The sequence below is a fragment of the Streptomyces sp. NPDC102402 genome, from assembly GCF_044765765.1.
Taxonomy (GTDB): Bacteria; Actinomycetota; Actinomycetes; order Streptomycetales; family Streptomycetaceae; genus Streptomyces.
On sequence record NZ_JBIWKR010000004.1, the window covers coordinates 365,904 to 392,500 of the forward strand.

Sequence of the window (26,597 nt, forward strand, 5' to 3'; positions counted from 1 at the left end):
GAGGAATCCGCGTCCAGCGTCACCAAGGGGAAGGGTTCCGGCCGTGGCGCGTCGGGGGGGGGGGGGGGGGGGGGGGGCGGCGGGGCCCCCCCCCCCCCCCCCCCCCCCCCCCCCCCCCGCCGCAATAGGCTGAGCAGGTGTGTCACTACGCGGGGACCTCGTACAAGCTCCACTACGCGTGTGTGCCCTGCCGGGTGAGCTTCAAGAAGCACCCGGACCCGGCGCGACGGCATCCCTGCCCCAACTGCTCGCTGACCCTGGTGTGCGCGGGTCACGACTTCGCCGCGCCGCCCCGGCGGGACGTGCGGGCCTGGTCCGTCGTCGCCGCCGTGCTGGGGCAAGGGCTGCGCTACGAGGGCCGGTCGGTGTGCGGCTGTGCCAAGGAGCCGAAGTTCCGTCCCCGCACGCGTGCCGAGTTGCGCACGCGCCTCGCCCTCTCCTCCAGGTCCGGCATACCTCTGAGCGAGGCACTGGCCCGTGCGGACCCGTGGCCGGCCCCCTGAGGAGGAGGCTCCAGTGGCTGGAGCAGGTGGGCCACCAGGGCGCTGAGACCGGATCCCCTGATCGGGAGGGGGCGTCAGGCGTCGCCCATCACCAGACCTTCGATGGTGTGCTTCTGGACTGTGGGAGTCAGTTCGTCCACGACCGGACAGTGCAGATGCGCCCGGACCCGCCCGGGCAGCGAGGCCCAGTACTCCCTGGTCACCGCCATGTCGTGCTGCGCGTCGTTGCCCGCTCCCGGCGCGTCGACGCCGAGGACCAGGACCGGCCGGGAGTCGGCCGAGTGGTTGGCCGTGCCTCGGTGGATCGTCAGCGCGGACCGGGCCGAGATGTCTCCCCTGCGGGGGTACTTCCGCTCGGCGAGCCCCTGGTAGCGCGGGTAGGTGTCGCGGGGCGGGAACATCCCGTGCCCGAAGCGGGGGTCGTCGTCCCACTGGGTGCCGGGCGCGATCTCGAACGGGCCCATGTCCTCCCGCGTGTCGACGGCGGTGAGGTTGAAGGCGAGCGAGGTCAGCCGGCGTTCGGCGCGGGTGGCGTCCGGCATGGGGAAGTCCCGGTGCCAGGGCTGGTTCACCGCTCCGGCCAGCGGGACGTCGAATCCCAGCTCGACGATCCGGTAGTCGGGCCCCAGGACGGCCTCGGACACTGCGCGCACCCACGGATGGTCCACGAGTTCCACGAATCCCCGCAGCTGCTCGGGGTGGATCTCGACGTAGAAGCGGTGGGGCCCCCGGCCGACCGCCCCGCCCTCCCGGCCACGCGCTTCCGTGAAGGCCGCCTCGATGTCCTCACGCATCGCGTCGGCCCACTGCGGGGTGAAGGCGCCCTTGCACGCGGTGATGCCGGCTGTGTGCAGGTCCTGAACGGCCGCGCGGAGGTGCGGGGCGAGGGAGGCTTCGGGCATTGCGGTGGTCCCTTCGTGGGCGGATGACGGGGCGGACGACGGGCACGACGGGCGGGTCGGTGGAGGGGGCTCCCTGACCGTCCCGTCGGTCGCCGCACCCATGTTGCAACGTTGCAAACAACGTGGCAAGAGGAAGCGCACACCGTGATCGGACGGGGCTGTTACGGTGCACAGCGCGAGAGGGCACGGGCCGCCGGCGCTCCGCCCCACGAGGGAGAGGAGCCCACCGACTGTGGCAGCGAGACTCAAGGACGTCGCCGCGCTCGCCGGCGTGTCCGTCCGGACCGTCTCCAACGTCGTGAGCAATGCGGCGGCCGTGGCCCCGGCGACGCGCGCCCGCGTCATGGCGGCGGTGGAGGAGCTGGGGTACCGCCCCAACCTCGCCGCCCGCAACCTCCGGCAGGGACGCACGGGCCTCATCGGGGTGGTCGTGCCCGAGATCCACTCCCCCTACTTCGGCGCACTGGCGGGTCTCCTCATCGACGCGGCTCGGGAACGCGGATGGACGGTGCTCCTGGAGCGGACCGGAGGGCGGGCGGATCTGGAGCGGCGGCTCCTCGACGGGTCCGAGGGCCACCAGGTCGACGGGATGATCATCAGTCCGTGGTCGACGTCCCCGGCCGGTCTGGCCTCGCTCGCCGGGGGCCTGCCACTGGTCGTCCTGGGCGAGATGGAGCCGGACGGTTCCATCGACCATGTGGCTCTGGACAACGTGGAGGCAGCGCGGGACGCCGCTCGCCATCTGCTCTCACGGGGCCGCCGCCGTGTCGCGGCCGTCGGCCTGCAGTCCCGGCTGGGCCACGGCACGGCCGAACTGCGCGCCGAGGGCTTCCGTCAGGGATTGCGGGAGGCCGGCCTGAGTCCGGTGGCCGAGGTGGAGGTGGCCGACCTGCACCGGGCGGAAGGGGCGCGGGCCATGCGTGAACTGCTGGATCTGCCGGCGCCTCCCGACGCCGTCTTCTGCTTCAGTGACGAACTCGCCCTGGGCGCACTGCGCGTCGCGGCCGAACGGGGCGTACGGGTGCCTGACGACCTGGCGTTGATGGGATTCGACGACATCGAGGACGGCCGGTACGCCGCGCCGTCCCTCACCACGGTCGCCCCGGACCGGGAGCAGATCGCCGAACGGGCGGTGCAGTGTCTGACCGAGCGCGTCTTCGGACGCCTCGGCACCCTGCCCGCCCGCCGGATCGTGGTCCCGCACCGCGTCCTCGTGCGGGAGAGCACCGGAGCCGCGGTCTCCCCGGTGTGACGGCCGCCCGGCGCGTGCCGGGAGGGAAAGGGACCGGCGGACATGCCGGAGCTCCCGGCAGTGCGGCGCGTGCACGCACTGCCGGGAGCGGTCCTGCGGGGGTGCCTCCTTACGGCTGTTCGCCGTCGGGGTCGCTCCCTACGGCTGTTCGCCGTCGTGGAGCGCGGTCACCTCCTGGTCGGTGAGCGCCTTGTCGAACACCTTCACCTGGTCGACCGAGCCGTTCCAGAAGTCGGTGTTGCCGCCGTCCCACTTGGCGCGGCCCAGGGAGAGCGCGCCGCTGCTGACGTCGGCGGTGCCGGCCGCGGCGGTCGAGGCGAGCTTGCCGTCGACGTACAGCTTGATCTCGTCGCCGCTGCGCACGCCGACCAGGTGGTACCAGGTGCCGAGCTCGGGCTTGATCTCGAGCCGGGCCCGGTGGGCTCCCGGGGTGGAGAAGGCGAAGCCGCCCTGTCCGTACTGGAGGTAGAACGGGTTCTCCTGGCGCCGGCCGTCCTGGCTGACGACGGTGCCGTAGTTGTCCGGCAGGGCGTCGAGCGACGCCCACGCCGACACGGTGTAGTCACCGGTCGTGTCGACGACCGGGCCGCCGGTCTCGGCGTACTGGCCCTCGCCGTCGAACTTCAGCGCCGAACCCCGCACGCCGGGCGCCCAGGACGCCCCTTCGGAGAGGGTGAGGTCCTTGTGGTTCGGGCCGCTGTCGGCGGCCTTGGTCCCCTTGTTCTCGTCGAGGGCCCAGGCGGCGCCGCCCTTGATCTCGTCGCGCTCACCCGCGGCGGCACCGGCCGCGATGACCTCCTGGTTGATCTTCCGCACCTTCGCGGGGTCGACCTTGATCTCGCGGCGGTCGTACGTCCAGAGACCGTTGAGCTCGTTCTCGAGGTCGGTCACCTGGGTGTAGATGGAACCGGAGAGCTCGGCGCGGGCCGCGTCCAGGTAGTACGTGCGGGTGTTCTCGACGTACTTGGCGGTCAGCGCGTCCTTGTCGGCGACACCGCTGTAGATCGCGGTGGGGGCACCCGGCCACATGTTTCCGGGGATCCGGAGGGTGAAGCCACCGTGCTCACCGTCCATCGCCGCACGGTTCTCGTCCGGGAAGGCCGGGTCGGTGTTGTTGTAGTCGTGGTGATCGATGATGTCGCCCTTGCCGCTGTCACCCTTGGAGTTGCAGCAGTTGACACCGCTGTGGGCGCTGACGACCCGGGAGGGGTCGGCGGCCTGGACCTTCTCGGTGATCTTTCCGGTCTCGGTGCGGTCCCACTCGCCCCAGCCCTCGTTGAAGACGATCCAGGCGCCGATCGAGGGGTAGTTGTGCAGCTGCTCCATCATCTCGGCACCCTGGTCGAGGAAGGCCTTCTGGCCCTTCTCACCGGTGATGTTGCCGGAGACGAAGTCCTGCCAGACCAGCAGCCCGAGCTTGTCCGCGTGGTAGTACCAGCGGGCGGGCTCGACCTTGATGTGCTTGCGCACGGAGTTGAAGCCGAGGTCCTTCTGGGCCTTCAGGTCGAAGACCAGGGCATCGTCGCTGGGCGCCGTGTTCAGGCCGTCGGGGTAGAAGCCCTGGTCGAGCTGGGCGAGGGAGAAGAACGGCTTCCCGTTGAGCACCAGCTTCTGGTAGCCGCCGACCTTCGCCACACCGAAGGAGCGCATACCGAAGTAGCTGTCGACGGTGTCCTTGGAGCGGCCGTCCTTGAGGGTGACCTCGAGGTCGTACAGGTACGGGTCGTCCGGCGTCCACAGGTGCTGCTTCGCCACCGGGAGGCTCAGATCGCTGTTGGCCGGGCCGGTGACGGTCCCGACGACCTTGCCCTTCTTGTCACGGGCGACGGCGGTGACCCGGGCGGACTTCGAGGCGGCCTCGGAGTTGACCGTCAGGGCGAGCCTGCCCTTGTCGATGTCGGGCGTGGTCCTGAGGGAGTCGACTGCCGCGGGCGCGACGGGCTCCATCCAGACGGTCTGCCAGATACCGGAGGAGGCGGTGTAGAAGATGCCGCTGGGATTGGCGGACTGCTTGCCCGTGGGCTGGTCGGCACCGGTGGTGTCGGTGACCGCGACCACGATCTCCTGGGGACCGCTGCCCTTGAGGGCGTCCGTGATGTCGGCGCTGAAGGCGGTGTAACCGCCGGTGTGCTCGGCGACCTGCTTGCCGTTCACCCAGACGCGCGCGTGGTAGTCGACAGCGCCGAAGTTGAGCTTCAGGCGTTCGTCACTGCTCCGCTTGCCGACCGACCAGCTCTTCGGCACGGTGACCAGCTTGCGGTAGAACATGTGGTCTTCGTGGCGTTCCAGCCCGGAGAGCTGGGACTCGACCGGGTAGGGCACGGTGATGCGCTCGTCGAGCGACTTGCCGAAGACCGGCTTCTCGTCGGCGGTGGCTCCCGCGAACTCCCAGGGCCCGTTGAGGTTCTTCCAGTCGTCGCGGACCTGCTGCGGGCGCGGGTACTCGGGCATCGGGTTCTTCGGGTTCACCTTCTCGCCCCACGGGGTGAGAAGCCGGTGCGTGGAGAGGTTCTTCGCCCTGCGGCTGATCTCGGGGACGGTCTCGTCACCGTTCTTCAGGCCGCCCTCACCGTCGTACGCGAACCTGACCTGCTGGTTCTTCTGGACGGCCGCACCCAGGGTGACGACGATCGCCTTGCGGTTGTTCGAGGCCCTGACGACCGACTTCACCGGCATCGGCGTGGTGTCCGCCTCGATGCCGAGGTGGTCCTTCACGTCCTGGATGCCGCTGACCTCGTGGTCGAAGGTCGCCTGCACCTTCAGGCCGTTCTCGGCGACGCTCAGCCCGACCGGGTAGACCTCGAAGTCGGCGGGCGGGGTGAACGCGGACTCGGGGACGATCTGCTTGGCCAGCTTCGCGCTCGACCAGCGCAGGAACATGTTCGCCCCGCCGATGTCCTGGAACATCTCCAGCCGGAACGTGTGCTGTTCACCGGCCTTCAGGGCGACGGGCTTGCTGGTCTGCTCCTTGTCCCAGTCCGGCTCCCAGTGGTCGATGACGGCCTTGTCGTCGATGAAGAGACGGAAGCCGTTGTCCCCGATGGCGGAGAACGTGTAGTCGCCGTCCTCGGGTGCCGCGATCTGCCCCGTCCAGCGGGCTGTGGTGTGCTCGGTCTTCCCGGTGGCCGACTCGAACGCACCGGTCAGACCGGGGAAGTTGATCTCCGGGTCCAGCGCCGTGGCCCCGAGCTCGGCGAAGTCGCGGGCGCCCGGCGCGGACATGGCGAAGTACTCACCCTTGAGGCCGTGCACCTCGGTGGAGGGGTCCTCCTTCACGAACGCGGAGGCGGTGGGGGCCGCCGCCTCCGCGGCGGGGGCCGCGGCAGCGGCCGGGACCAGGGTCGCGCCCACCGGGAGGAGCAGCGCAGCCGTACAGGCGAGTGTTCTCAAAACGGTGCGTGGGCGGGCAAGTTGTCGTATCAAGGCGTCGTCCTCGTCGAAGAAGCCGGAGTGCTCCGAACCGCGAAGCACTGCACATAGTCGAACATTGAGCCACAGCCTCAAACACCTGACAACGGTCGTGCAGTGAGAATTTTCAACGATAGAAAAGTTCGGCCCCTCCCGGCCTCCGTCCCGGGCGCGCCTGACCCGGTGATCGGCGTCGAGCCGGCCACCGGGCCGCAGGGCAGGCCGTGTTGATGTGTCACCGCGGAAGAGCCGCAGGTCCGGTGGCCCATGAGGTGTCCGGACGGTCCGCGAGCCGGAAGGCCAACGCCCCTCCTCGGGTCGCCAGTCGGGCGTCCGTCCAGGACCTGTCCGTCGTCCGCCCGTCGATCGTCACCGCGTCGATGTACGGATGTGTCGCATCCGCCTCCGGGGCAGCGATGGTGATGTCCCCGCCCTGCTCCCGCCGCAGCACCGCGGACGGGAAGAGCGGCGCCCCGATCAGCATGGTCGCGCTGCCCGGTGTCTGCGGGTAGAGGCCCAGGGCCGAGAAGACGTACCAGGCCGACATCGTGCCGAGGTCGTCGTTGCCGGGCAGGCCGCGAGGGCCGGTCCCGTACACGGTGTTCACGATCTCGCGTACGGTCTCCTGGGTCTTCCACGGCTTGCCCAGCGCGTTGTAGAGCCAAGGGGCGTGGATGCCCGGCTCGTTGGTCGGGTCGTAGCGCAGTGCGTCGCCGCCCTTGACGGACCAGGAGCCGTCCTCCTTGTGGAAGAAGCCGTCCAGCCGCTGCGCCGCCGTCTCCCGGCCGCCCATCGCCTCTGCCAGCCCCTGTACGTCCTGCGGGACCATCCAGGTGTAGGTGGCGCTGGTGCCCTGGGCGAAGCCCCGGTCGCTGCCGGGGCTGAAGGGCGTCACCCAGGAGCCGTCGAGGTTGCGCGCCTGGATGTAGCCGGTGGTCCCGGCCCCGTCACCGGCGTCGGGATTGAACACGTTGCGCCACCATCCGCCGCGCGCCTCGAAGGCCGCGGCCTCCTCGTCACGCCCGAGCAGGCGGGCCCAGCGGCCGAGCGCGTCGTCGGCGACCGCGTCCTCCAGGGTCTCCGCCGCGCCGCCCCAGCAGTGGCAGACGTCCTGGGCCGCGTAGTGGGACTCCAGGTACTGGGCCAGGTTGGGCCGCTGGCCGGTGCACTGGCCGGGGCAGCCGGCGTCGGAGAGGCCGTCCGGGTGGGGCACGGTCGCCTGGCGGGCCAGGGACTCGAAGGCACCCTCGTAGTCGAAGTTCCGTACACCCATCGCGTAGAACGTCGCCAGGGTGGCGGCCGTGGGGTCGCCCGTCATGACGTGCGTCGCCCCGTTGACGTGGACCCAGCGGTCCCAGACGCCGCCGTTCTGCCGGGCGAAGTTGTACAGCGACTGGGCGAAGTCGCCCGCGATCCTCGGCTTGAGGAGAGCCAGGAGCTGGATCTGCGCGCGGTACTGGTCCCAGCCCGAGAAGTTGCTGTACTGCGCTTTCTGACCGCGTGTCACGCGCTGCGGCCGCCCGTCCATGCCGGGGTAGCGGCCGTCGGTGTCGCTGATCAGGTTCGGCTGCATCAGCGAGTGGTACAGCGCGGTGTAGAACGCGGTGCGCTGCGCGTCACTGCCGCCCCCGACACGCGCGGAGGAGAGCTCACGGTCCCAGGCGGCAGCTCCCGCCCGGGCCACGTCGCCGACGTCCGCCTTCGGCGGGATCTCCTTGCGGAGGTTGGCCTCGGCGCCTGCCTGGCTCACGTAGGAGATGCCGATCCGCATCCGGACGTCGTCGTCCTCGGCCGTGTCGAAGCCGACCCATCCGCCGGATCCCCGACCGGCACGGTCCGCCCCCGTGGCATAGCCCTCGCCACCGCTTGCGCTCGTGGCGCCCGGGGTCAGGGTGCTGTCGCGCCAGGTGCCGGTGGTGGCGAAGTCACGGTCGAAGGAGGCGCTGAAGTAGAGGCGGTAGTAGCTCTTGCGGTTGTTCGTACCCCCGTTGGCGCGCCGGCCGCAGAACGCCCCGGTGAGCACCGAACCGGTCACCTTGCGGTGTGCGGTGTCGATCGCGATCTCGGCGTCCTCGCTGCCGTTGAGGGAGTTGGACACCCGGAAGAGCAGGTTGGCGGGCTTGTCGGCCGGGAAGCTGAAGTCGGCCACCCCCGCGCGTTCGCTCACGGCGAGGTCGGCGGTGGCGCCCGAGTCCAGCCCCACCGAGTAACGGCCGGGGACGGCGCGCTCGTCGTCGTGCGAGAAGCCGGAGGCGTAGACGGCGTCCTTCGTGTCCGCGGACGGCGAGGTGGTGACGTCGCCGACGAACGGCATGATCGGCACGTCCCCCGCGGCACCGGGGTTGCACCCCGCGCCGTTGACGTGGGTGAGGCTCAGGCCACGCATCCGGGTCACGCCGTACTCGTATCCGTTGGCCGCCCCGGTGCTCGTCTGGTCGCCCGTGGTGCTGGTCGGCGACCAGGCGATCATGCCGTACGGCCGGACCGCGCCGGGGTAGGTGTTGCCCCCGTTCGACGTGCCGATCATCGGGTCCACGTAGGCGGTGGGACGGGTGACGAGCGCATCGGCCTGTGCAGCGGGTGGCGTGATCGCACCGGCGAGCGCCCCGGTGACGAGGACCGCGGCGGTCCGAGCGGCGAGACGCCGGGCCGGGGATGGTCTGGGGGGCATGTTCTCGGATACCTCCGGCAGAGATGGACAACGTTGTCAGCGCCGCTCTCACGACGACGCGACGGTGTTGATCGATTCGCGGCCGAGCGTAGGTCCCCACGGCGTGCGAGGGAATGCCGCGAACGGATCCGAGCGGTGAACGAGTGGTGAACGGAGCCCGGGGCAGGGCCCCTGACGGAGCGGGGCCACCGTCCGGCTGGGTATGTCCGCCAGGCCGCAGCGCCGTGACCCGCAGGGCGTGCGCATGGGCCTGCGGGGCCGGGCAGGCGTGTCCGCGGCGTCCGGCCGCGCAGCGCGGCCGGCACACGAATTCAGTGATCAGGCGGTACGGACGATCGGCGAGCAACCGGATCCACCTGGCGGGAGCGGGATCTCAGCGGCGCTCAGAAGGCTGCCCCGCCGTCCGGCGAGGACACGGCGCACGGACGGAGGACCATGAGCGAGCCCTCCGGGGCAGCCACCATGGCGAAGGGGAACCGGTCGAGTTCGAGACAGAGTGCGACGTCGTCGGGGTGCGCCCCTTGACGCACTCCCTCCCTCAGCTCGGCGGCGGCGCGCGACTCGTCCGCACGCCGGATGAACGCGGCCGCGTCCGTCGGGGTCCCGGCGGCCCGCCGGGCGATGTACTGAGCGCACGCCAGATCCTCGTCGGCACGCCCGTCCTCCCCGGTGACCACGAAGGTGACCGCAGCACACTCCCGCTCCCGCAGGAGTCGGGCCGTCGCCTCCGCCACCACGAAGCCGGCGCACAGCACCAGCGGCGCCTCCTTGACCGCGAGGGCTCCGACCGTCCCCGCCGTGGTCTTCTGCACAACCGTCCGTCCGCCGAGGTCGACGGACCGCAGCAGGCCGGGCGAGTTGACGGCGTCGAACCCGGGGGCGGGCGCACCGTCCTTGAGCGCTGCCCAGCCCGGGTGCCGGGCCTTGAGCGCCAGGGCCTCGTCCAGCGACCCGGCGAGCACGATCCTCTCCGCCCCTCGGGCGAAGGCCCAGGCGGCCACCGTGAAAGCGCGCATGACGTCGACCACGACCGCCACGGACGGGGCGTCGGCCAGCTCGGCTGTGCCGAGGAAACGAACATCCATCCGGCCATGATCGCGCATGACCGGCACGAGGCGGCACGTCACCATCGCGCAGGCATCACGTCGAGGCGAGCGCCGGTCCCCCCATCCCGACGGAAAGGCCGCGGAACCACGGAGGGTTCACGGCAGAAGGGCCAGCGTCTCCCGCAGATTGTGTTCAGCGACCCCCCGCATGAACTCCCGGTCGGGGAAGTCGCCGTCGAGGAGCCTCAGGGGTCCGGCCACCAGCGACAGGCGCATGGCGAGCATGTAGAGGTCGAGGCGCCGCGGATCGAGGCCGGGCCGGGAGAGGGCGGCGTAGCGGTCGTGGAAACGCAGGCGGAGGAAGACGTGTTCCCACTCGGCGTCGAAGTGCATCAAGCCCTCGACGTCGATGAGGACGGCCCGCCCGTACGGCGCTTTCCCCGGCGAGACCCCTGCCGGATCCCTGGAAGCCGCCCGCGGTGACACGGGCCCGGCGGGGTACCCGAGGGACGGCAGCGTCACCCACCGGCTCCGAGGAGGCACACACCGTGCACAGCTTGAAGCTCTGGCTCGACCGCAGCCTGCCGGCACAGGCGGTCCTGGTCCTCGTCGTCGGCGTGGGCGTCGGCGCACTGTTCCGCCGGGACGAACACCCCGTCATCTGGGTGATCCACGGCGCGGTCTACGCCGCCGTCACGCTCGGGATCCTGGTCTTCCATCGCCGCAGAGCCGGGCGCGCGGCAGGGACCGACGCGCGCGGAGTCGCCGGCCTCACCCGCAGGGTCCGTCACCGCGAGGTTCCGACCGATCCGGAGGAGCGGGAGACCATGCGCCGGCTGGTCGACGACCAGCTGGGGACGATGGAGCGGGCAGGCAGGTGGCTGCCGTACTGGCTGGGCCTGATGGGCCTGGTAGCGGTCGGCGTCCTCACGCTCGGGATCATCGGCGGCTCACTGCTCCTCCCGCTCGCCTTCGCGGTCGCCACGGCGGGTTTCTGCTTCTGGATCCTCTGGATGCGGCGACGCACCCTGGGCGCCTACCGCCACATGCGCTCCGCCCTGAAGAGTCAGGCCTGACCACCTTCTCCCTCCACCCCGATGCCCATTGTCAGGTAGCCTGACAGTGAGCATCGGAGTCGATCCCGGAGGACAAGCCGTGACCATCGAGTACGCCACCCCCTACCGCACCCGCTCCCACATCCCCCCGGAGCCGGGCAAGCCGTACTTCATCGAGAAGGGCATGGGCGACCGGGCGCACCTCTTCGGTGACCTCGTCACCGTGTACGCGGGAGGGGAGCAGACGGAGAACGCCTTCAACTTCTTCACCGTCGAAGGCGTGAAGGGCGACATCATCCCCGCCCACCTGCACACCGACACCTACGAGGTCTTCTACATCGGCAGCGGCGCCGCCCGGCTCTTCGTCGAGGACCAGGAGGGTGAGCAGTACGAGAAGCTGCTCACCACCGGCGACTTCGGCTTCGTGCCCAAGAACTGCCCGCACGCCTACCGGATCGAGCGCCACCACAGCCAGATCATCGGAGTGGCCGCGGGACCTGGCGGCACCTTCGAGCGCTTCTTCGAGAACCTCGGGACGCCTACCGAGGAACTGACCCTGCCGCGCGAGCCCTTCGTCCCGGAGCCGCACAAGTTCGGCACGGTGCCGCAGCGGTACGACGTCCGGTTCATGCCCGGGCAGAAGTGGCGCACTCAGGACTGACCGGTCGCACCAGGCCCGCCGCGCTCCGCCCGGGCCGGCCGTCCACGCCGGGGCCGGGTGGGCGGCCGGCCCGAGGCACCGGGAACGCCTCCCTGCCCCCTGACGGGATCCCTCGCCCCCACCAGCCAGCAAAGGACCGTGTCATGACGCGCTCCGGGCACCCGCCCTTCCCCTTGGAGCTGCTCGCTCCGCCCGACCCCGCCACGCTGCCCCTCCCGCCCGCATCGCATCCGGAGCCGGGGGTGGAACTCCTGCGCGGTGCCGTCTACGCCGTGCCCGACGGCAGCCGTCCCCTGGAGCTGGACCTGTGGCGGCCCGCCGAGCCGGACGGGCCCGCGCCTCTCGTCGTGTTCGTCCACGGCGGCGGCTGGCGGACCGGTCGGCGGGACGACATGGGACCCCGTTTCCGGGCCTGGCGTCCCGGCCCGTTCGCCCGGCTCGTCCAGGCGGGTCTCGCGGTCGCCTGCCTCGACTACCGGCTGAGCGGCGAGGCGCACTTCCCCGCCCAGCGGGACGATCTCGCCGCCGCGCTGCGCTGGCTCGGCCGCCGCGCGGACGAGCTCGCGGTGGACCGCTCCAGGACCGTCCTGTGGGGTGAGTCCGCAGGCGCACATCTCGCCGCCCTGGCCGCGCTCACGTCGTCCGGGTCGTCGGTCCGGGGATGCGTCTGCTGGTACGGGCCCAGCGATCTCGGCGCCCTGGCGGAGGACCACGGCGGCGGCTTCGACGCCGACGACCCGACCACCCGCGAGGCGCGTCTCCTGGGAGCCGCACCGGCCGCCGACAAGGAGCTGACGAGGGACGCCAGCCCTGTTCACCACGTCTCGGAGGGCTCCCCCGCCTTCCTCCTGCTGCACGGGACCGACGACACCCTCGTGCCCAGCAGGCAGAGCGTCCGCCTGGCGGACGCGCTGCGCGAGGCGGGGGCGCCGGTGGAGCTGCGCCTGGTCGGCGGGGCCCAGCACCTGTGGGTCGGGCTCCCGGACGAGGGCGTGACCGAGTGCTTCGACCGCTCGGTCGAGTTCGCCCGGGAGCTCACCCGCTGACCGCGGCCCCGGGCGGCGGGCGCGGCAGCCGTGCAGGGGCCGTCGCCGCCGGATCGCGCTCAGGCTGGGGCTCTCCCGAAGGCCGAACTACGGGAGGGCGCCCGAATCACCTGTCGTCGGACCCGCCGGGTGATGGAATCCCGCCATGCCGACACCGATGTCCCACGTGCTCCAGGCCCTCGACCGTTTCCATGCCGCCCGGCCCTGGGACCACAACGCGCAGTACCACCGCTGGCTGCTACGCCGTCTGCCCGAGCGCTTCGGCAGGGCATTGGACGTGGGGTCCGGCAGCGGTGACCTGGCCCGGCTCCTGGCCGCCCGGGCCACATCGGTCGAGGGCATCGACGCCGACCCCGCCATGGTGGCCCTCGCTCAGGAGCTCACCGTGCCCGCTCTCCCCGTCGTCTTCACCGTCCGGGACGCGGCGGCCGGGCTGCCACCGGGCCCGTACGACGTCATCACATGCGTGGCGGCCCTCCACCATCTGCCGTTCTCCGAAACGCTGGCCCGCTTCCGCGCCCACCTGGCGCCGGGCGGCACGCTGGTCGTGGTCGGAGTGGCCCGTGCGCGGACGCCCGGCGACCATGCCCTCGGGGCTGCGGCGATCCCGATGAACGTCGTCATGGCGCTGGTCAGGAACCTGGGGCGCAGGACAGCCCGCCCCGCTTCGATGACCGCCCCGACGCTTCCGCCCGTCATGAGCTTCGCCGAGATCGTGCGGGGTGCCCGGACGTCGCTGCCGGGCGCCCGCCTGAGGCGCCGTCTGTTCTGGCGCTACACGCTTGTCTGGCACCAGGACTGACGAGTACGCGTACGGGGCCGGCCCGGTGGGAGGTGCACGGACAGCGGCCCGGGTCCCGCTCCTTCCCCGGAGTACCGTCGATGACCGGGCCGTATGCTCGGCGGACCGCCGGCCGATCGAGGAACCATGACCGACACCCCACCCAACATGCCCCAGTTGCTCAACGAGGCCAAACGCTGGTTCGACGACGCCCTGCTGGCCGGTATGACGGCCGCGGGCGAACAGCCCGTGACGGCGGCGCAGGCGGCGGTCTTCGCGGCGCTCGACCCGGAGGGCACCTCCATCTCCGAGCTGGCTCGCCGGATGGGCGTCACCCGTCAGACGACACACCAGGCGGTGCACAGCCTCATCTCCGTGGGCCTGCTGCAACAGACACCCGACCCGTCGTCCGCCCGCTCCCGGATCGTCCGCACCACCCCGGAGGGCGCGCGGGCCCACGAGCGGGCGCAGGTCATGCTCGCCGCGGTGGAAGGCGTCCTGGCCGAGCGCATCGGCGTCCGGGCCGGACTGCTCCGGGACATCCTCACCCGGCCATGGGGCGAACCACCCGTGCTGACGGCCGGCTCCTGAACGAAGGACGGGCCGAGGACGGGCCGAGGACCGTTCACCCCGCCACCTCGGGCAGTTCCGCCGCCCATGTGGTGAGGGCCAGGAAGTCGGCAGGCAGCAGACCGACACGCGGATCGACGTGGTGCAGCAGCGCGGGCCCGGGGTGGTGGTCGGTGACGTACGCGCGGTCGCTGTCGGTGAGGTCGTCGTCGATCCAGGCGAAGGGCCGCCCGGCGGCGTACTCCACGATCGTCGCGGTCTTCCAGAAGACGGGCGGCTTCGCGTGCGCGGGCGGGCCCGGCGGGCTCTTCCGGTCCTCGGGCCAGGCGATGACGGGGAGTTCCGGCAGTCCGAGGTGGGGCCCGATCCACTCGTTGGCCTCGTGCCCCCAGGTGGTGGCCCAGACGAGGGTGTACGGGAGGTGGAGCAGCTCGGCGCCATGATCGTGGTTCAGCCAGACGCGGAGGGGCTTCTGGTACGGCAGCTCCCAGCCGGTCGGCCGCATGCGGTGGGTGGTGTAGCCCTCGGGGCGCCTCGATGCCTTGGCCAGCCATGGGTTCAGGGGGCCGTCGACGTCGAGCAGGAGGAGTGGCGGAGCGATGGTGTCTATGGTTCAAGAATACTCAGTTCCCGGAGCGGTCCGGGGCCGAGCACCACACCACCGCGGACGGCTGCCTCCCGGTGGTCGACGAGCCGAGAGACTCGCGCCAGGGCCCCCGGGAGCATGAGGTCACAAGAACGGCGGCCGCGGACGGATCGTCAGCGGCCGCCGTTCGGGCAGCCGGGAAACCGCCGTTTCCCGGCTACGGCGTGGTGATGGCCGGCCGGGGCGCGGTCGCCATCCCGCTGCCGATGGCGAAGCTGGGGTGCGGCGGCTGGTTGTAGGCGGTGTTCTGCCAGGCCAGCGCGGTGCGGTACATGGTGTCATGGAGCAGCGTGGTGATCCTCGTGCCCGTCTCGTAGGGCGTGGAGTAGATCCGCAGCGCGGTGTTGTTGGTCGTCGGCCAGACGACCTCCTCGCGCCAGTCGCCGAGGATGTCGCCGGACAGCGCGGGCGTGGCCTTGGTGCCGTTGTTGGAGTGGACCGAGGATCCGGTCAGCTGACGGGTGTCGGAGGACGTGCCGTACTTGTCGATGTGGGTCCCGTCGAGGAGTTCACGGGTCGTGTCGCCGTCCCACCAGGAGAGGAAGTTCGAACTGGACGGCTTGCGGCTCGTGACGACGTCGCCCTTCGGGCCGCGCACACCGGAGACGGCCGAGGACCAGGACTCGGCTCCGGCGCTGCCGGACCAGATGTCACCCGACACACCGCGGCCGTTGTCGCCGCTCGCCGGGGTGGACCACAGGATCTGGCCGCTCTTCGCGTCGGCCATCCAGGAGGACGGCTTCGAGCTGTCCTCGTCGACCTTGAACTCCTCGAGGCCCGCCCGGGAAGGGTCGAGATCCCCCACGTGCATGGCGTCGCCGTGACCGTTCTTCGTCGTCCACAGGCCGCTGCCGTTGTCGTCGACGGCCATCGCGCCGTACATGATCTCGTCCTTGCCGTCACCGTCGGCGTCGGCGACGGACAGCTGGTGGTTGCCCTGGCCGTCGTACCCCTTGCCGGAGTTGGTCGAGCTGTTCGTGTCGAAGGTCCAGCGCCGGGTGAAGGCGCCGCCCCGCCAGTCCCAGGCGGCGATGACGCTGCGCGTGTAGTAGCCGCGCGCCATGATGAGTGACGGCCTGGCGCCGTCCAGGTAGGCCGTACCGGCGAGGAAGCGGTCCACCCGGTTGCCGTAGGAGTCGCCCCACGAGGACACCGTGCCGCGCGCCGGGACGTAGTCCACGGTGCCCATCGCCGCTCCGGTCCTCCCGTTGAACATCGTCAGGAACTCGGGTCCCGACAGGATGTAGCCGGAGGAGTTGCGATGGTCGGCGGAGGAGCTGCCGATCACCTTGCCGGCCCCGTCGACGCTGCCGTCGGCGGTCTTCGTCGCGACCTCGGCCTGGCCGTCACCGTCGTAGTCGTACACCTGGAACTGGGTGTAGTGCGCGCCTGAGCGGATGTTGCGCCCGAGGTCGATCCGCCAGAGCCGGGTGCCGTCGAGGCGGATCCCGTCGATGATCGTGTTGCCCGTGTAGCCGGACTGGGAGTTGTCCTTGGCGTTGGTGGGCTGCCACTTCAGTACGAAGTCCAGGGCACCGTCACCGTCCAGGTCTCCCACGGAGGCGTCGTTGGCCTCGTAGGTGTAGGAGACCCCGTCGGGTGTCGTCCCGCCGGCGGGCGGGCTGATGGGAACGTCCTTGTATCCGGCGCGGAACTGGACCGCGTGCACGGAGTCGCTCTGCTCCACTCCACCGACGACCGCGCGGACGGTGTAGTCGGCGGTGGCGGGCGCCCCGGAGTGGAAGTAGTTCGTCGAGGCGGTCACCGGCGTGGCGTTGACCTTGGTACCGGCCCGGTAGACGTTGAACGCCACGTCGTCCGGGTCGGTGCCCAGCCAGCGCCAGCTGACGAGGTTCCCGCTGTCGGTGTGCACGCTGACGACGCCGCGGTCGAGTGCCTCGGCCTGCCGCGCGGTGGCGGCCTGCGAGGCCGGGCCGAGAGCGACGAGGGTGCCGGCGGCGAGCAGCCCGGCCGCCAGAGCGCCGATCAGAGCGCGGGGGCGGGTGACACGGCGTCTGCGGTGGGATCGGGGACCGGAGGGGGGAAGCAGAGGCTCCACGAGAGGCACCTTCTGGCAGGGGACGGCTTACGCCCCCTCAGTTGCTCCCGGATGCGGAAAGGTTGCCGCCGGATTCCACCGGTGTCGCAGCAGGCCGCCGCCGCCCCGCACCGGCCGCGTGCGCGGCCGCGTGCAGCGAGCGCAGGGCGAGCAGCAGGAAGCCGATGTCGTCGAGGTACACGGGGTCCGGCAGGAGGTCGACGGGCGACACCGTGTAGATCACCGATGCCCACACGAGCGCCTTGTTGCGCAGGGGGATACCGGCGTCGATGAGCAGCTTCCTCGCCCGGACCACGCGGACGAGAAGGACCGCGGCGGCCCCCGCCATGAGCAGGAGCGCCAGAGCGCCGATGATGAGCCAGACCGAGGTGTCCATGGTTCATCGTCTCCCGGCGGAGCGGCCGGAGCCAGGAGGCGTCATCCGTGGATCCTGGCCTGCTGACGGGAACGGCGGCGCTTCAGGGCACGGCGTTCGTTCTCGTCCATGCCTCCCCACACACCGGCGTCCTGTCCGTTCTCCAGTGCCCATTCCAGGCACTGGTCCCGCACGGGGCACGTCCCGCAGACGGCCTTGGCCTCCTCGGCCTGGACGAGGGCGGGACCGCTGCTGCCGATGGGGAAGAACAGGTCGGGGTCCTCTTCGCGGCACGCCGCGTGCATGCGCCAGTTGTCCATGGCTCTCACTCCTTCTCGCAGGGATCGGACGGCCGATCCGGGTTCCGTACTGGTGCGCGTGACCGTCATCGGGCGTCCGAAACCCCCAACGGGCCCGTCGTTCACGGCTTTCCGGCACCTTTCCCGCCTTCCGGCAGGGGGGACCCCGGGTGCGGGGCGGCGGCGCAGGCACCGTCGAGGCGGATGCGGTAGTCCATGACGACGGCCGGTTCGTCGATGATGTCCACCCGGGAACCGGGGGTCTCCAGGACCGCCCGGTCGCCGATCTCCGGGGCCGGGACGCGCAGCAGGTGCAGCGACGGGACCCCGGTCATGGGATGCGGAGGGTTGTCCAGGGGCACCACCTGGACGGTGAGGTGCCGCCGGTACGCGGCCGCCTCGAGCACGGCCCGCTGCTCGTCCATCACGGCGGGGCCGCCGACGGTCGTGTGGAGGGCCGCGGCCGGGAGCAGCGCCCAGAGGGCGGCACCGCGCTCCTCCAGGCGGCGCTGCCGCTCTCCCAGCAGTTCGAGGTGCCGGTCACGCCGTGACGCGTCGGCGTCGGCGAGCATCCGGCACAGGGCCGCCTCGTAGGCAGGGGTGCGCAGCAGTTCGGGGACGAGGGCGGGATGCCAGGTCCGGACGAGCGCGGCGGAGGACTCGATGCCGATGACCTCCTGCTGCCAGGGCTCCATGGCGTCCCGCCAGTGGTGCCACCAGCCCGGCAGGTTCGCGGCCGTGAGGCCCGTCATGATCGGCTCGGCCTCCGCGGCGGACACCGCGTAGCGCTCCAGGAGGACGCGCACCTGATGGGCGTCGAGTCCGGTCTCGGCGCGCTCGATGCGCCGCACGGTGGCGGGGTGGGCACCCAGTGCCACGGCCGCCGCCTGAAGGCTGACGCCCGCGCGTTCCCTGAGTATCCGCAGACGCGCCGCCAGGACACGGTGCTCGACGGTGGGGCCGGAACGGGGCCTCATCCACGTACCCTTCCGCTCGTGTCGCTCCGACAGGGGTGGGGGTGTCGGAGCGGTCTCAGCGTCGATTCGGAACCATCCGGGCATTCTGCCCCTTGCAAAGTATGCACTTTGCACGGAGAGTACGTACATGTCGGAAATAGTCACGTGCGCGCGTCTGGCCCCGGAGGGCTCGGGCCGGCGTAGCGCACAGAGCTGGTGGATCCCCCGCCTCCCCCGGGGCGTCCCCGTCGCCAGGCACCGTGTGCAGGAAGCGATGCGGCACTGGGGAGAGCCTGACGACCGCGTCGAGACGGCCGCCCTGGTCGTGACCGAGCTGGTCACGAACGCGGTGGAACACACCGCGGGCCGCCGGATCCGGTGCCGCCTCCTGCGGACCCCCGGCCGGGTGCGCATCTGCGTGTGGAACCGCGGCCGGCGGCACATCCCGGAGTTTCCGGGACCGCGGAATCCGGAGTCGTACGCCGTCGGCGGCGGGCCTCACGGCCCGGACGGCACGGAGGGCCCCGGCCCGGTCGCCCTCATCGGCACGGAAGGCGCGGACGAGGGCTTCAGCCTGGCGACTGTGGCCGAGGACGGCCGGGGCCTCATGCTCGTGGACGCTCTGGCGACGCGCTGGGGCACCCGGAGCAGTGTGTCCGGCCGGCTCGTCTGGGCCGACATCTGAACGTCGTGGGCGGACGCGGCGGGCCCGGGCGGACACTCACTGGCGTGGACGGACGGACACAGGCGAGGACGGCCGCTGCCAGGCGTGGACGGACGGGCTCAGGCGAGGACGGCCCGGCACTCCGGGTGACCCCAGCCGCTCGGATTCTTCGCGATCATGTCCTTGGCCGCGTAGGGCTTCCCGCACACGCACCGGCCCGCGAACTTCGCCCGGATCGTGCCCCCCGAACGCGGCTTGCCCGCTGACGCGCCCTTGGCCCCGGCACCGGCGACGCGGCTCTTCGTCGAGCGGGCAGGGGCCGGCACGGGCAGGTCGGCGGTGCCGTACGCCGTACCCGCCGCCTGCTGCGACACGGCCACCTCACTCGCGGCCTGGTCGGCCAGGGCGTTGAGCGGGTCGCCGTCCACCTGGTGCGCCGGCACGTAGCGGAAGGTCACACCGCGGCCGCTCAGCAGTTCGTCGATGCCGACCACCAGCTCGCGGTTGGCGACCGGCTTGCCCGCCGACGTCTTCCAGCCGTTGCGCTTCCACCCGGGAAGCCACTTGGTCACCGCGTTCATGGCGTACTGCGAGTCCATGCGCACCTCGACGGGCACGGCGGGGTCCGTCGACCTCAGCAGTTCCAGCAGAGCGGTGAGCTCGGCGACGTTGTTGGTGGCGGTGCCCAGCGGGCCCGCTTCCCACCGGCGGGGGTTCCCCTGGCCATCGGCCACGACCCACGCCCAGGCGGCAGGTCCCGGATTGCCCTTCGATGCCCCGTCACACGCGGCGATGATGCGCTCGTCCATGCCCCCGATCATGCCAGCCCGAAGGGTCAGGGCACGATCGAGTCGACGTAGCCGCCGTCCACCCGCACGGCCGCGCCGGTCGTGGCGGACGCCTGCGGGGAACTCAGGTAGACGACGAGGTTCGCGATCTCCTCGGGCTCGATCAGCCGCTGGAGCAGGGACTGCGGGCGGTGCCGGCGCATGAAGACGCGCTGGGCCTCGTCCCAGGGAAGGTCCCCGCCCACGAGCTCGTGGACGAAGTCCTCGACTCCACCGGTGTGGGTGGGACCCGCGATGACCGAGTTCACGGTCACACCGGTCCCCGCTGCCTCCTTGGCGAAACCGCGGGAGACGGCGAGGAGCGCGGTCTTCGACATCCCGTAGTGGATCATCTCGGCGGGGACGACGAGCGCGGAGTCGCTCGCGATGTTCTGCACCCGGCCCCACCCGCGCCCGGTCATGCCGGGCAGGTAGCGGCGGATCAGCCGTACCGCGCTGAGGACGTTGGTGTCGAAGTAGGCCCGCCACTCCTCGTCGGTGATCTCCAGCGCGGGCCGGGGACCGAAGATGCCGAGGTTGTTGACCAGGATGTCCGTCGCGGGCACGGCCTCGTACAGTTCCGCCGCACCCTGCTCCGTGGCGAGGTCGCAGGCGGCCGTGAGGACGTCGGCCTCCGGCTGGGTGCCCCGCAGCACGTCCGCCGCCGCGTCGAGCCGGTCACGGCTCCGTCCGGTCAGTACGACGCGCGCTCCGGCGCCGGCCAGGCCCGTGGCGATGGCGAGGCCGATGCCCTGCGAGGAGCCGGTCACGACGGCTGTCCTGCCGGCAAGGTCGATACGCACCGTGCGCTCCTCTCGTCCCGCTACCGGGTGTGCGGGCTCTCCACCCTGGCATCCTCCGGGCCGGGTCGCCTTCCGGCCGGGCCCGGTCCAGGACACGACGCGGGGCTCCCGGCCGCGAGAGAACCGGCCGGGAGCCCCGTCGCGTACGTCAGAGAACGCCGGACGCCGAGACGGCGATCTGCGCCTTGGTCCTGCCGGAGGAGGAACCGTACGACTCGATCTTGCGGACGAGCTCCATGCTGGGCTCGTCGGCGACCTCGCCGAACACCACGTGCTTGCCGTCGAGCCACGGCGTGAGGACGGTGGTGATGAAGAACTGCGAACCGTTGCTGTTCGGGCCGGCGTTGGCCATGGAGAGCAGACCCGGCTTGTTGTGCTTCAGGGTGAAGTTCTCGTCGGCGAACTTCTCGCCGTAGATGCTCTTGCCGCCGGTGCCGTCACCCCGGGTGAAGTCACCGCCCTGGAGCATGAAGTCCGGAATGACGCGGTGGAACGGCGAGCCGGCGTAGCCGAAGCCCTGCTCACCGGTGGCGAGCGCGCGGAAGTTCTCCGCGGTCTTGGGGGCCACGTCGTCGAAGAGGTTGAACACGATCCGCCCGGCGGGCTGGTCGTCGATGGTGATGTCGAAATACGCCTTGATGGTCATGAGCCCATCCTGACATCACTCGGCGCACCCCGATGCACAGGCCCCACCCGCGAGGCGACCGCTGCCGGGGAACACGGATACGGCGTACCACGGGGTGAGCCGTGGTACGCCGTCCTTCAGTCAGGGAGAACGCCGCTTCTCCCTACCGTCGCTGCTCAGCGGTTGCCGCGGTGGCCGCCGTCACGGTGGCCGCCGTCGCGGTGCCGGCCCCAGGACTCGGAGTCGATCTTGCGCCCGCGGTTGTCGCGGAGCGTGGCGGTGTCCCTGCTGTCCCACACGTAGTTGCGGCGGTCCTGGTACACGTCGTGGCGGGTGTCGCGGCCGACACCGGTGTGGACGCGGACGGAGGAGCGTCCGGGCAGCCGCAGGTCGAACTTGTAGGTGCGGCGGCTCTCGTCACTGAGGGTCCAGCCACGCAGGTTGACGGAGTGGCGGCTGGTGTTGGTGACGGTGACCCACTCGGCGTTCAGGCTGCGGTTGGACCCGTTGTCGCGGCCGGGGCTGTCGTACTGGATCTCGCCCAGGACGACCGCCGAGCGCTGGGCCGGCCGGTTGTGGCCGTGGTCCCGGCCATCGGCCGTGGCCGGCAGGGCCGCTGCGCCGAGCAGGGCGCCTGAGGCGAGAACGGTGGCGGTGATCCGTCGTGCGGAACGGGACATGAAAACCCCTCATCATGCGGGCCCGGAATGGAGTGCCGGGCGTTTTTCCGACCTCGGCGTCGTGCCGAGAACGCAAACTTTGTCCCGCTTTCGAGGTGGCCGAAAGGTGCCCTGGTTCGTGTGACGAAGTACGGACATTTCTGTCACACACAACTGCACGAGGCACGGATTCCGGCGGTCGTAGACCTGTCAACCGTTGATCGTTGCACCGACCCTTTCGGGGGACCGTTCACCTGGTCATGGCGCTCCGTTCACCCCTGGCCCGCTCCCCCGGGCGCCCCGGTCGGGAGCGGGCGGATCCGTGTAACAGACGCGAGAGCGCTTACCTGGACAGGCATTCCATTACCGTCGGGCAAGGAGTTCGTGCGTTCGAGCCTTCAGCGCCCACCGCGAGGGGGCGAGACGGACGCGCTGGCCACCGCCGGTGACCAGTGCGTTCACCGGTGCCATCGGATCCAGGGCCATCGTCCTGGCCAGCAGGACGCCCGCGGCCAGCGGAAGAAGGGTCACGGCCAGCGCCGTGCCGGCGCTGGCCAGGGTCTGGATTCGGGGGCGCGTCGGCGCTGCGGTGGGCATGCCCCCATTCGACCAGCGGGGGCCGGGGCCGGGATCCGGTCACGTACTCAGACCCGGAGATCCCCGTACTCAGTCCGGCCCGGCCCGCCCCACGGGGCGCCCGTCCGTCACGAGTGCTTAGGTGGAAGGACCGCTCGCGGACGGTGGAGCGGAGCACGCACGCGGTCGACCCCGAGGAGACGCGGATGGCTGGCACGGCAAGTCCTCTGGAGGGCCGCGTCGCGGTGGTGACCGGCGCCGCACGGGGTCTCGGCGCGGCGATGGTGCGGGAACTGGCCGAGAGAGGCGCAACCGTCGCCCTGATCGGCCGTGAGGAATCGACCCTGGCCCAGGTCCGGGACACGCTCCCCGGCCCGGCCCGCTGCTGGGAGGTCGACGTCACCGACGAGGCGGGGATGGCCGCGGTGGCCGACGACGTGCGGAAGACCCTCGGGCCCGCCTCTGTCGTGATCGCCAACGCCGGACTGGCCGAGGGCGGACCCTTCGCGGAGTCCGACCCGGCGACCTGGCGGCGCGTGATCGAGGTGAACCTGATCGGCAGCGCGATCACCGCACGGGCCTTCCTGCCCCAGTTGCGCGCGACCCGGGGATACTTCCTGCAGATCGCGTCGCTGGCCTCGATCGGCGCGGCGCCCATGATGAGTGCCTACTGCGCGTCCAAGGCCGGTGTGGAGTCGTTCGCCCACGCTCTGCGCGCCGAGCTCGCCCACGAGCGCGTCGGGGTGGGGATCGGCTACTTGAACTGGACGGACACCGACATGATCCGTGACGCCGACCAGCACCCCGTGCTGCGGGAGCTGCGGGCTCACATGCCGAGGCCCGCCCGCAAGGTGTATCCGGCCCGGACCGTGGCACGCCGTATGGTGCGCGCGGCGGAGCGACGCAGCGCCGCCGTGTACGCCCCGGGGTGGCTCCGCGCGACGCAGGTGGTCCGGGCGGCCATGCCCCCGGTGGTCACGGCGCTCTCGAAACGAGAGGTTCCCAGGCTGGAGCGAGAGGCCCACTTCGAGGCGACGGGACTCCTGGGCGCCGGGGGCCGTGCCGACGCCGCGGGCGGCCGCTCCGCGGACGGCTGACGCGCCCCGGCCCCCCGCGACCGCGCACCGAGGCCGCCACGGCCGCCTGCCCCTACTCCGGTCCCGCCGACGGGCCCCAGTGGGAGAACCGGGGCAACCACTTCACCCGGTAGTCGGGGTGTCCGGCGTGCTCGGCGGCCATCTGCCGGACGACGAATCCGAGGCCGACGGCGCGACCCGAGGGAAAGTCCTGGGCCGGGCGGTCGGTGTCCAGGGCAGCGATCTCCTCGTACTCGTCCAGCAGGACCCTGGTGGTCTCGATACGGCGCAGGGTGCGCGCGGGGTCCTGGAAGGCGATGTGCCGGTCGTAACCGCGCGACCGGACCACGAACGCGATGCCGCTCGTGCGGTCGTGCACCTCACCCGGCGCCTCGGCGGGCATCCGCCAGCCGTCGCCGCCCGCCTCCCGCGCGATGTGCTCCTCCTCCGCGAGGCGCGCCCGTACGAAGGCCAACAGTTCCACGTTCTCTGCCATCTGGTTCCGAATCCTTCTCCGTCACAGACCGCGGCGGCAGGTCCACCCACCGCCACGGACCCGTTCTGCCCGACCAGCAGAGGATGCCTCACCGGCATGCCGTCGGCGCATTCCGCACCGTCGGTGTTCCGTATGACGGACACCGCGGCAGGCTGTGACCGGGCCGGTCACCGCGACGGGGGCCGGCGGGCGGCCATGAGCAGCGCGATGTCGTCGGGCCGGTCCTCGGCCTGGCGGGCCTGTCCGATGATCCGGTCCGCGCTCTCGGCGAGCGGCATGTGACCCACCGCGGCCAGGGTGCTGCGCAGGCGCTCGATGCCCTCGTCGATGTCCGTTCCGGCCTTCTCCACCAGCCCGTCCGTGAAGAGGGCCAGGACCGCGCCCGGGCCGAGCCGCAGTTCGGTGACCGGGTAGGAGGCGTCCGGGTCGACCCCGAGCACGACTCCCCCGGGCAGGTCGAGGACCTCGGTCCTGCCGTCCGCGTGCCGCAGGACGGGCTGCGGGTGTCCGGCACGCACGGCCAGGGTCGCGCCGGTGTCGGGGTCGAGCAACACGTAGCAGCAGCTGGCGAACTGGCCGGGGTCGAGTCCGATGAGCAGCCGGTTGGTGGCACTCATGATCTCCTGCGGGGCGTGCCCGATGAGCGCGAACGCTCTGACCGCGCTGCGGATCTGTCCCATGGTGGCCGCCGCGGCGACACCGTGTCCCTGGACGTCCCCGATGACGAGGGCGAGTCCGCTGCCGGTCTCGATGACGTCGTACCAGTCGCCCCCGATCTCGATGTCCTGGGTGCCCGAGAGATATCGCCCGACGGTCTCGACCTGGTCGACGACCGGAAGCCGGTGGGGCAGCAGGGCGTCCTGCAGCCCCCTGGCGAGCGCCGCCTCGGTGTCGTAGCGCTGGGCGCGCTGGAGCGCCTGGGCGATGAGCCCGGCCAGCGCGGTGAGCACGGTGCGCTCCTCGGGGCTGAAGCCGCGTGGCTGGTCGAATCCGAGGATGCACGACCCGACAGGGCGGCCCGAGGCGATCAGGGGCAGGAAGGCGCGGGCGCCGACGCTGGTGTCCATGGGGATACCGGGATAGGCCTCGCCCAGCAGTTCCATGGACTCGAAGAACAGCGGCCGCCCGGTCGTGAGCGTCTCCACGCCGGGGATGTGGGTGTCGAGGCCGACCCCGTCGAAGCGGTCCAGGAAGCCACGGGGGAAGCCCGTCTCCCAGGCCAGGTAGAGGCGCCCCTCGTTCTGGAGGTAGATGGCCAGCTGCCTGCCTCCGAAGGCGGGCAGCAGTTCCTCCGTGACCACGGCCGAGACCTGGCGCGCCGTGACGGCCTCCGTCAGCGCGATGGCCAGGGCGACCGGCCGGTACAGCACGGCGGAGCGGTCGGCCGGTGAGCCGAGCTCCTCTCCCTGGGGGGATCCGGGCTCGGGCGTGCGGCCGGGCCGTCCCGAAGGGGTGAGGGCGATCGTGACGCCGTCGTGGCCGGGGAACATCGCCACGGACAGCCACTGCGTCGGGGTCCGCCGGGCCAGGAAGTGCACGGGGTCGTCGGAGAACAGGGCCGCCCGGTGGTGGTCCTCGTACGAGGGGTTCGCGAGCCAGGGCAGCGCCTCCCCCAGCGGCCGTCCGGTCAGCTCCGCCCGGCTGTGGCCGAGGATCTCCTCGGCCCCTCGGTTGACGTAGGTGATCCGGCCGAGCCGGTCGTGGGAGAGCAGGGCGCGCGGGATCCGGTCGGCGGCGTCCGGGACGGCCGGGCCGGCACCCCGGTCGAACAGGACACCGCTGAGCCTGCCCGCCCGGCCGTCGTGCTCCCCGTGGCCGGAGAGCTCGAGGACGAGCGGGCGGCCGTCCGGCCCCCAGAGCCGCATCCGCCGCACGTGGGGCTCCGCCGACCGCGCGGCCCTGCTTCCCAGCGCCCACAGTCCGTACAGGTCCTCGGACAGCAGGCGCGCCGTCAGGGCCTCCATGGACCGCACCGGCGTGTCGTCCGTCCCGAGGCCCAGGATCTCGTGCGTGTCGTCGTCCGCGGTGACGGCTCCGGTGCCCGTGTCCCACTCGAAGTGTCCGACGCGCAGCGGCCGGGCCGTGCGCGTCGGAAGCCGTACGAGCAGGGGGTCTCCGTCCCACAGGGCGGGGGCGTCCTGCGCGGCGATGTCGGTGCCGAGCCGCGCGGCGAGGGCTTCCATGCGCCTCCGGTCCGCGCCGCCGACCGGCACGCCCCGGGTGGCGTACCTCAGCACGACGAGCACGCCCACGGGGGTGGCCCCGTCGGAGACGGGCGCGTAGAGCGACCCGAACGGGAACGGCAGGCCCGCCATCAGCTGCGGGAACCGGCGCATGGCGTCCTCCGCGTCGCCCAGGTACACCGGCCGGTTCGAGCGGTACGCCTCCGCCACCGGGAACGGCCGGTTCACGTGCATCCGCCACCAGGGACGCAGCAGCGGCCCCGGCAACCCCGCGAGCACCGACATCAGCAGGAGACCTGGGGTCCGGGAGCGCAGGTAGACGCCGCCCGCGTACCCGCCGACGGCGTCGACCGCGCTCACCACGGCCTGGGCGAGCACCAGCGACAGTCCGTCGGGCGTTCGGCTGCCATCAGGGCTCCAGGTCACACAGTCAGGATGCGCACCCTCGGGCGGGTGCGCATGTCCGCGCCCGGCACCG

At 71.6% G+C, this 26,597-nt stretch carries 26 protein-coding genes; 9 read left to right on the forward strand and 17 right to left on the reverse strand.

The window, feature by feature from the left end:
• Nucleotides 1–137: 137 nt before the first annotated feature.
• Nucleotides 138–503 (forward strand): hypothetical protein, encoded by a 366-nt coding sequence (locus ACIRJR_RS15365; protein WP_403779608.1) that lies wholly within the window; start codon nt 138–140, stop codon nt 501–503.
• Between the two features lie 74 nt (nt 504–577).
• Here ACIRJR_RS15365 and ACIRJR_RS15370 read toward each other — a convergent pair whose 3' ends face one another.
• The gene (locus ACIRJR_RS15370) at nt 578–1,405 is read right to left on the reverse strand and encodes a phytanoyl-CoA dioxygenase family protein (RefSeq protein ID WP_403779611.1); all 828 of its coding nucleotides are present in this window, start codon (nt 1,403–1,405) and stop codon (nt 578–580) included.
• A 232-nt stretch (nt 1,406–1,637) separates the two neighbouring features.
• Here ACIRJR_RS15370 and ACIRJR_RS15375 point away from each other — a divergent pair, with 232 nt between their 5' ends.
• Nucleotides 1,638–2,657, forward strand: a complete 1,020-nt coding sequence (locus ACIRJR_RS15375; protein ID WP_403779614.1) for a LacI family DNA-binding transcriptional regulator — start codon at nt 1,638–1,640, stop codon at nt 2,655–2,657.
• Between the two features lie 138 nt (nt 2,658–2,795).
• Here the strand turns inward: ACIRJR_RS15375 and ACIRJR_RS15380 are convergent, their stop codons facing one another.
• The 4 genes from ACIRJR_RS15380 to ACIRJR_RS15395 form a co-directional block, all read right to left on the reverse strand.
• Nucleotides 2,796–6,128, reverse strand: coding sequence for a LamG-like jellyroll fold domain-containing protein (locus ACIRJR_RS15380; RefSeq protein WP_403779617.1), 3,333 nt, complete (start codon nt 6,126–6,128; stop codon nt 2,796–2,798).
• Nucleotides 6,129–6,300: 172 nt separating this feature from the next.
• Nucleotides 6,301–8,736 carry a GH92 family glycosyl hydrolase gene (locus tag ACIRJR_RS15385; protein WP_403779620.1) on the reverse strand — a complete coding sequence of 812 codons (2,436 nt, stop codon included), beginning with the start codon at nt 8,734–8,736 and terminating at the stop codon, nt 6,301–6,303.
• A gap of 383 nt (nt 8,737–9,119) precedes the next feature.
• On the reverse strand, nt 9,120–9,821 hold the full coding sequence (locus tag ACIRJR_RS15390; protein WP_403779623.1) for a 2-phosphosulfolactate phosphatase: 702 nt from the start codon (nt 9,819–9,821) through the stop codon (nt 9,120–9,122).
• Nucleotides 9,822–9,938: 117 nt separating this feature from the next.
• Nucleotides 9,939–10,304, reverse strand: coding sequence for a hypothetical protein (locus tag ACIRJR_RS15395; RefSeq protein ID WP_403779626.1), 366 nt, complete (start codon nt 10,302–10,304; stop codon nt 9,939–9,941).
• A 26-nt stretch (nt 10,305–10,330) separates the two neighbouring features.
• On the opposite strand from ACIRJR_RS15395, the gene ACIRJR_RS15400 reads away from it, so the two are divergent.
• The 5 genes from ACIRJR_RS15400 to ACIRJR_RS15420 all read left to right on the forward strand — a co-directional run bounded on the left by ACIRJR_RS15400 (nt 10,331) and on the right by ACIRJR_RS15420 (nt 13,916).
• Nucleotides 10,331–10,858, forward strand: coding sequence for a hypothetical protein (locus tag ACIRJR_RS15400; RefSeq protein ID WP_403779629.1), 528 nt, complete (start codon nt 10,331–10,333; stop codon nt 10,856–10,858).
• Between the two features lie 79 nt (nt 10,859–10,937).
• Entirely contained in the window at nt 10,938–11,498 is a 561-nt protein-coding gene (locus tag ACIRJR_RS15405) for a quercetin 2,3-dioxygenase (protein ID WP_403779631.1), read from the forward strand.
• Between the two features lie 143 nt (nt 11,499–11,641).
• Nucleotides 11,642–12,544, forward strand: coding sequence for an alpha/beta hydrolase fold domain-containing protein (locus tag ACIRJR_RS15410; protein WP_403779634.1), 903 nt, complete (start codon nt 11,642–11,644; stop codon nt 12,542–12,544).
• A 145-nt stretch (nt 12,545–12,689) separates the two neighbouring features.
• Nucleotides 12,690–13,346 carry a class I SAM-dependent methyltransferase gene (locus ACIRJR_RS15415; protein WP_403779637.1) on the forward strand — a complete coding sequence of 219 codons (657 nt, stop codon included), beginning with the start codon at nt 12,690–12,692 and terminating at the stop codon, nt 13,344–13,346.
• A 126-nt stretch (nt 13,347–13,472) separates the two neighbouring features.
• On the forward strand, nt 13,473–13,916 hold the full coding sequence (locus ACIRJR_RS15420) for a MarR family winged helix-turn-helix transcriptional regulator (RefSeq protein WP_403779640.1): 444 nt from the start codon (nt 13,473–13,475) through the stop codon (nt 13,914–13,916).
• A gap of 34 nt (nt 13,917–13,950) precedes the next feature.
• On the opposite strand, the gene ACIRJR_RS15425 is transcribed toward ACIRJR_RS15420, so the two are convergent.
• The 5 genes from ACIRJR_RS15425 to ACIRJR_RS15445 form a co-directional block, all read right to left on the reverse strand.
• Nucleotides 13,951–14,496, reverse strand: coding sequence for a hypothetical protein (locus ACIRJR_RS15425; RefSeq protein ID WP_403780332.1), 546 nt, complete (start codon nt 14,494–14,496; stop codon nt 13,951–13,953).
• A 202-nt stretch (nt 14,497–14,698) separates the two neighbouring features.
• Entirely contained in the window at nt 14,699–16,600 is a 1,902-nt protein-coding gene (locus ACIRJR_RS15430; protein ID WP_403779643.1) for a rhamnogalacturonan lyase, read from the reverse strand.
• 37 nt (nt 16,601–16,637) lie between these two features.
• Nucleotides 16,638–16,976 (reverse strand): YkvA family protein, encoded by a 339-nt coding sequence (locus ACIRJR_RS15435; protein ID WP_403779646.1) that lies wholly within the window; start codon nt 16,974–16,976, stop codon nt 16,638–16,640.
• 41 nt (nt 16,977–17,017) lie between these two features.
• Nucleotides 17,018–17,275, reverse strand: coding sequence for a WhiB family transcriptional regulator (locus ACIRJR_RS15440; protein WP_403779649.1), 258 nt, complete (start codon nt 17,273–17,275; stop codon nt 17,018–17,020).
• 101 nt (nt 17,276–17,376) lie between these two features.
• Nucleotides 17,377–18,231, reverse strand: a complete 855-nt coding sequence (locus ACIRJR_RS15445; protein WP_403779653.1) for a Scr1 family TA system antitoxin-like transcriptional regulator — start codon at nt 18,229–18,231, stop codon at nt 17,377–17,379.
• A 253-nt stretch (nt 18,232–18,484) separates the two neighbouring features.
• Here ACIRJR_RS15445 and ACIRJR_RS15450 point away from each other — a divergent pair, with 253 nt between their 5' ends.
• On the forward strand, nt 18,485–18,895 hold the full coding sequence (locus ACIRJR_RS15450; protein ID WP_403780335.1) for an ATP-binding protein: 411 nt from the start codon (nt 18,485–18,487) through the stop codon (nt 18,893–18,895).
• Nucleotides 18,896–18,993: 98 nt separating this feature from the next.
• Here ACIRJR_RS15450 and ACIRJR_RS15455 read toward each other — a convergent pair whose 3' ends face one another.
• From ACIRJR_RS15455 to ACIRJR_RS15475, 5 genes are all read right to left on the reverse strand, one after another.
• Nucleotides 18,994–19,683 carry a ribonuclease H gene (locus ACIRJR_RS15455; RefSeq protein ID WP_403779656.1) on the reverse strand — a complete coding sequence of 230 codons (690 nt, stop codon included), beginning with the start codon at nt 19,681–19,683 and terminating at the stop codon, nt 18,994–18,996.
• 26 nt (nt 19,684–19,709) lie between these two features.
• A complete protein-coding gene (locus ACIRJR_RS15460; protein ID WP_403779659.1) occupies nt 19,710–20,504 on the reverse strand; it encodes an SDR family NAD(P)-dependent oxidoreductase in 795 nt (264 codons plus the stop codon).
• Between the two features lie 148 nt (nt 20,505–20,652).
• Nucleotides 20,653–21,150, reverse strand: coding sequence for a peptidylprolyl isomerase (locus ACIRJR_RS15465; RefSeq protein ID WP_403779662.1), 498 nt, complete (start codon nt 21,148–21,150; stop codon nt 20,653–20,655).
• A gap of 155 nt (nt 21,151–21,305) precedes the next feature.
• Nucleotides 21,306–21,809, reverse strand: coding sequence for a lamin tail domain-containing protein (locus tag ACIRJR_RS15470; protein ID WP_403779665.1), 504 nt, complete (start codon nt 21,807–21,809; stop codon nt 21,306–21,308).
• A 342-nt stretch (nt 21,810–22,151) separates the two neighbouring features.
• Nucleotides 22,152–22,385 carry a hypothetical protein gene (locus ACIRJR_RS15475; RefSeq protein WP_403779668.1) on the reverse strand — a complete coding sequence of 78 codons (234 nt, stop codon included), beginning with the start codon at nt 22,383–22,385 and terminating at the stop codon, nt 22,152–22,154.
• A 185-nt stretch (nt 22,386–22,570) separates the two neighbouring features.
• On the opposite strand from ACIRJR_RS15475, the gene ACIRJR_RS15480 reads away from it, so the two are divergent.
• Nucleotides 22,571–23,461 carry an SDR family oxidoreductase gene (locus ACIRJR_RS15480; RefSeq protein ID WP_403779671.1) on the forward strand — a complete coding sequence of 297 codons (891 nt, stop codon included), beginning with the start codon at nt 22,571–22,573 and terminating at the stop codon, nt 23,459–23,461.
• Nucleotides 23,462–23,513: 52 nt separating this feature from the next.
• Here ACIRJR_RS15480 and ACIRJR_RS15485 read toward each other — a convergent pair whose 3' ends face one another.
• Together ACIRJR_RS15485 and ACIRJR_RS15490 are read right to left on the reverse strand one after the other, a co-directional pair.
• On the reverse strand, nt 23,514–23,936 hold the full coding sequence (locus tag ACIRJR_RS15485; RefSeq protein ID WP_403779674.1) for a DUF6221 family protein: 423 nt from the start codon (nt 23,934–23,936) through the stop codon (nt 23,514–23,516).
• 167 nt (nt 23,937–24,103) lie between these two features.
• Nucleotides 24,104–26,545, reverse strand: coding sequence for a SpoIIE family protein phosphatase (locus ACIRJR_RS15490; protein WP_403779677.1), 2,442 nt, complete (start codon nt 26,543–26,545; stop codon nt 24,104–24,106).
• Nucleotides 26,546–26,597: the final 52 nt, after the last annotated feature.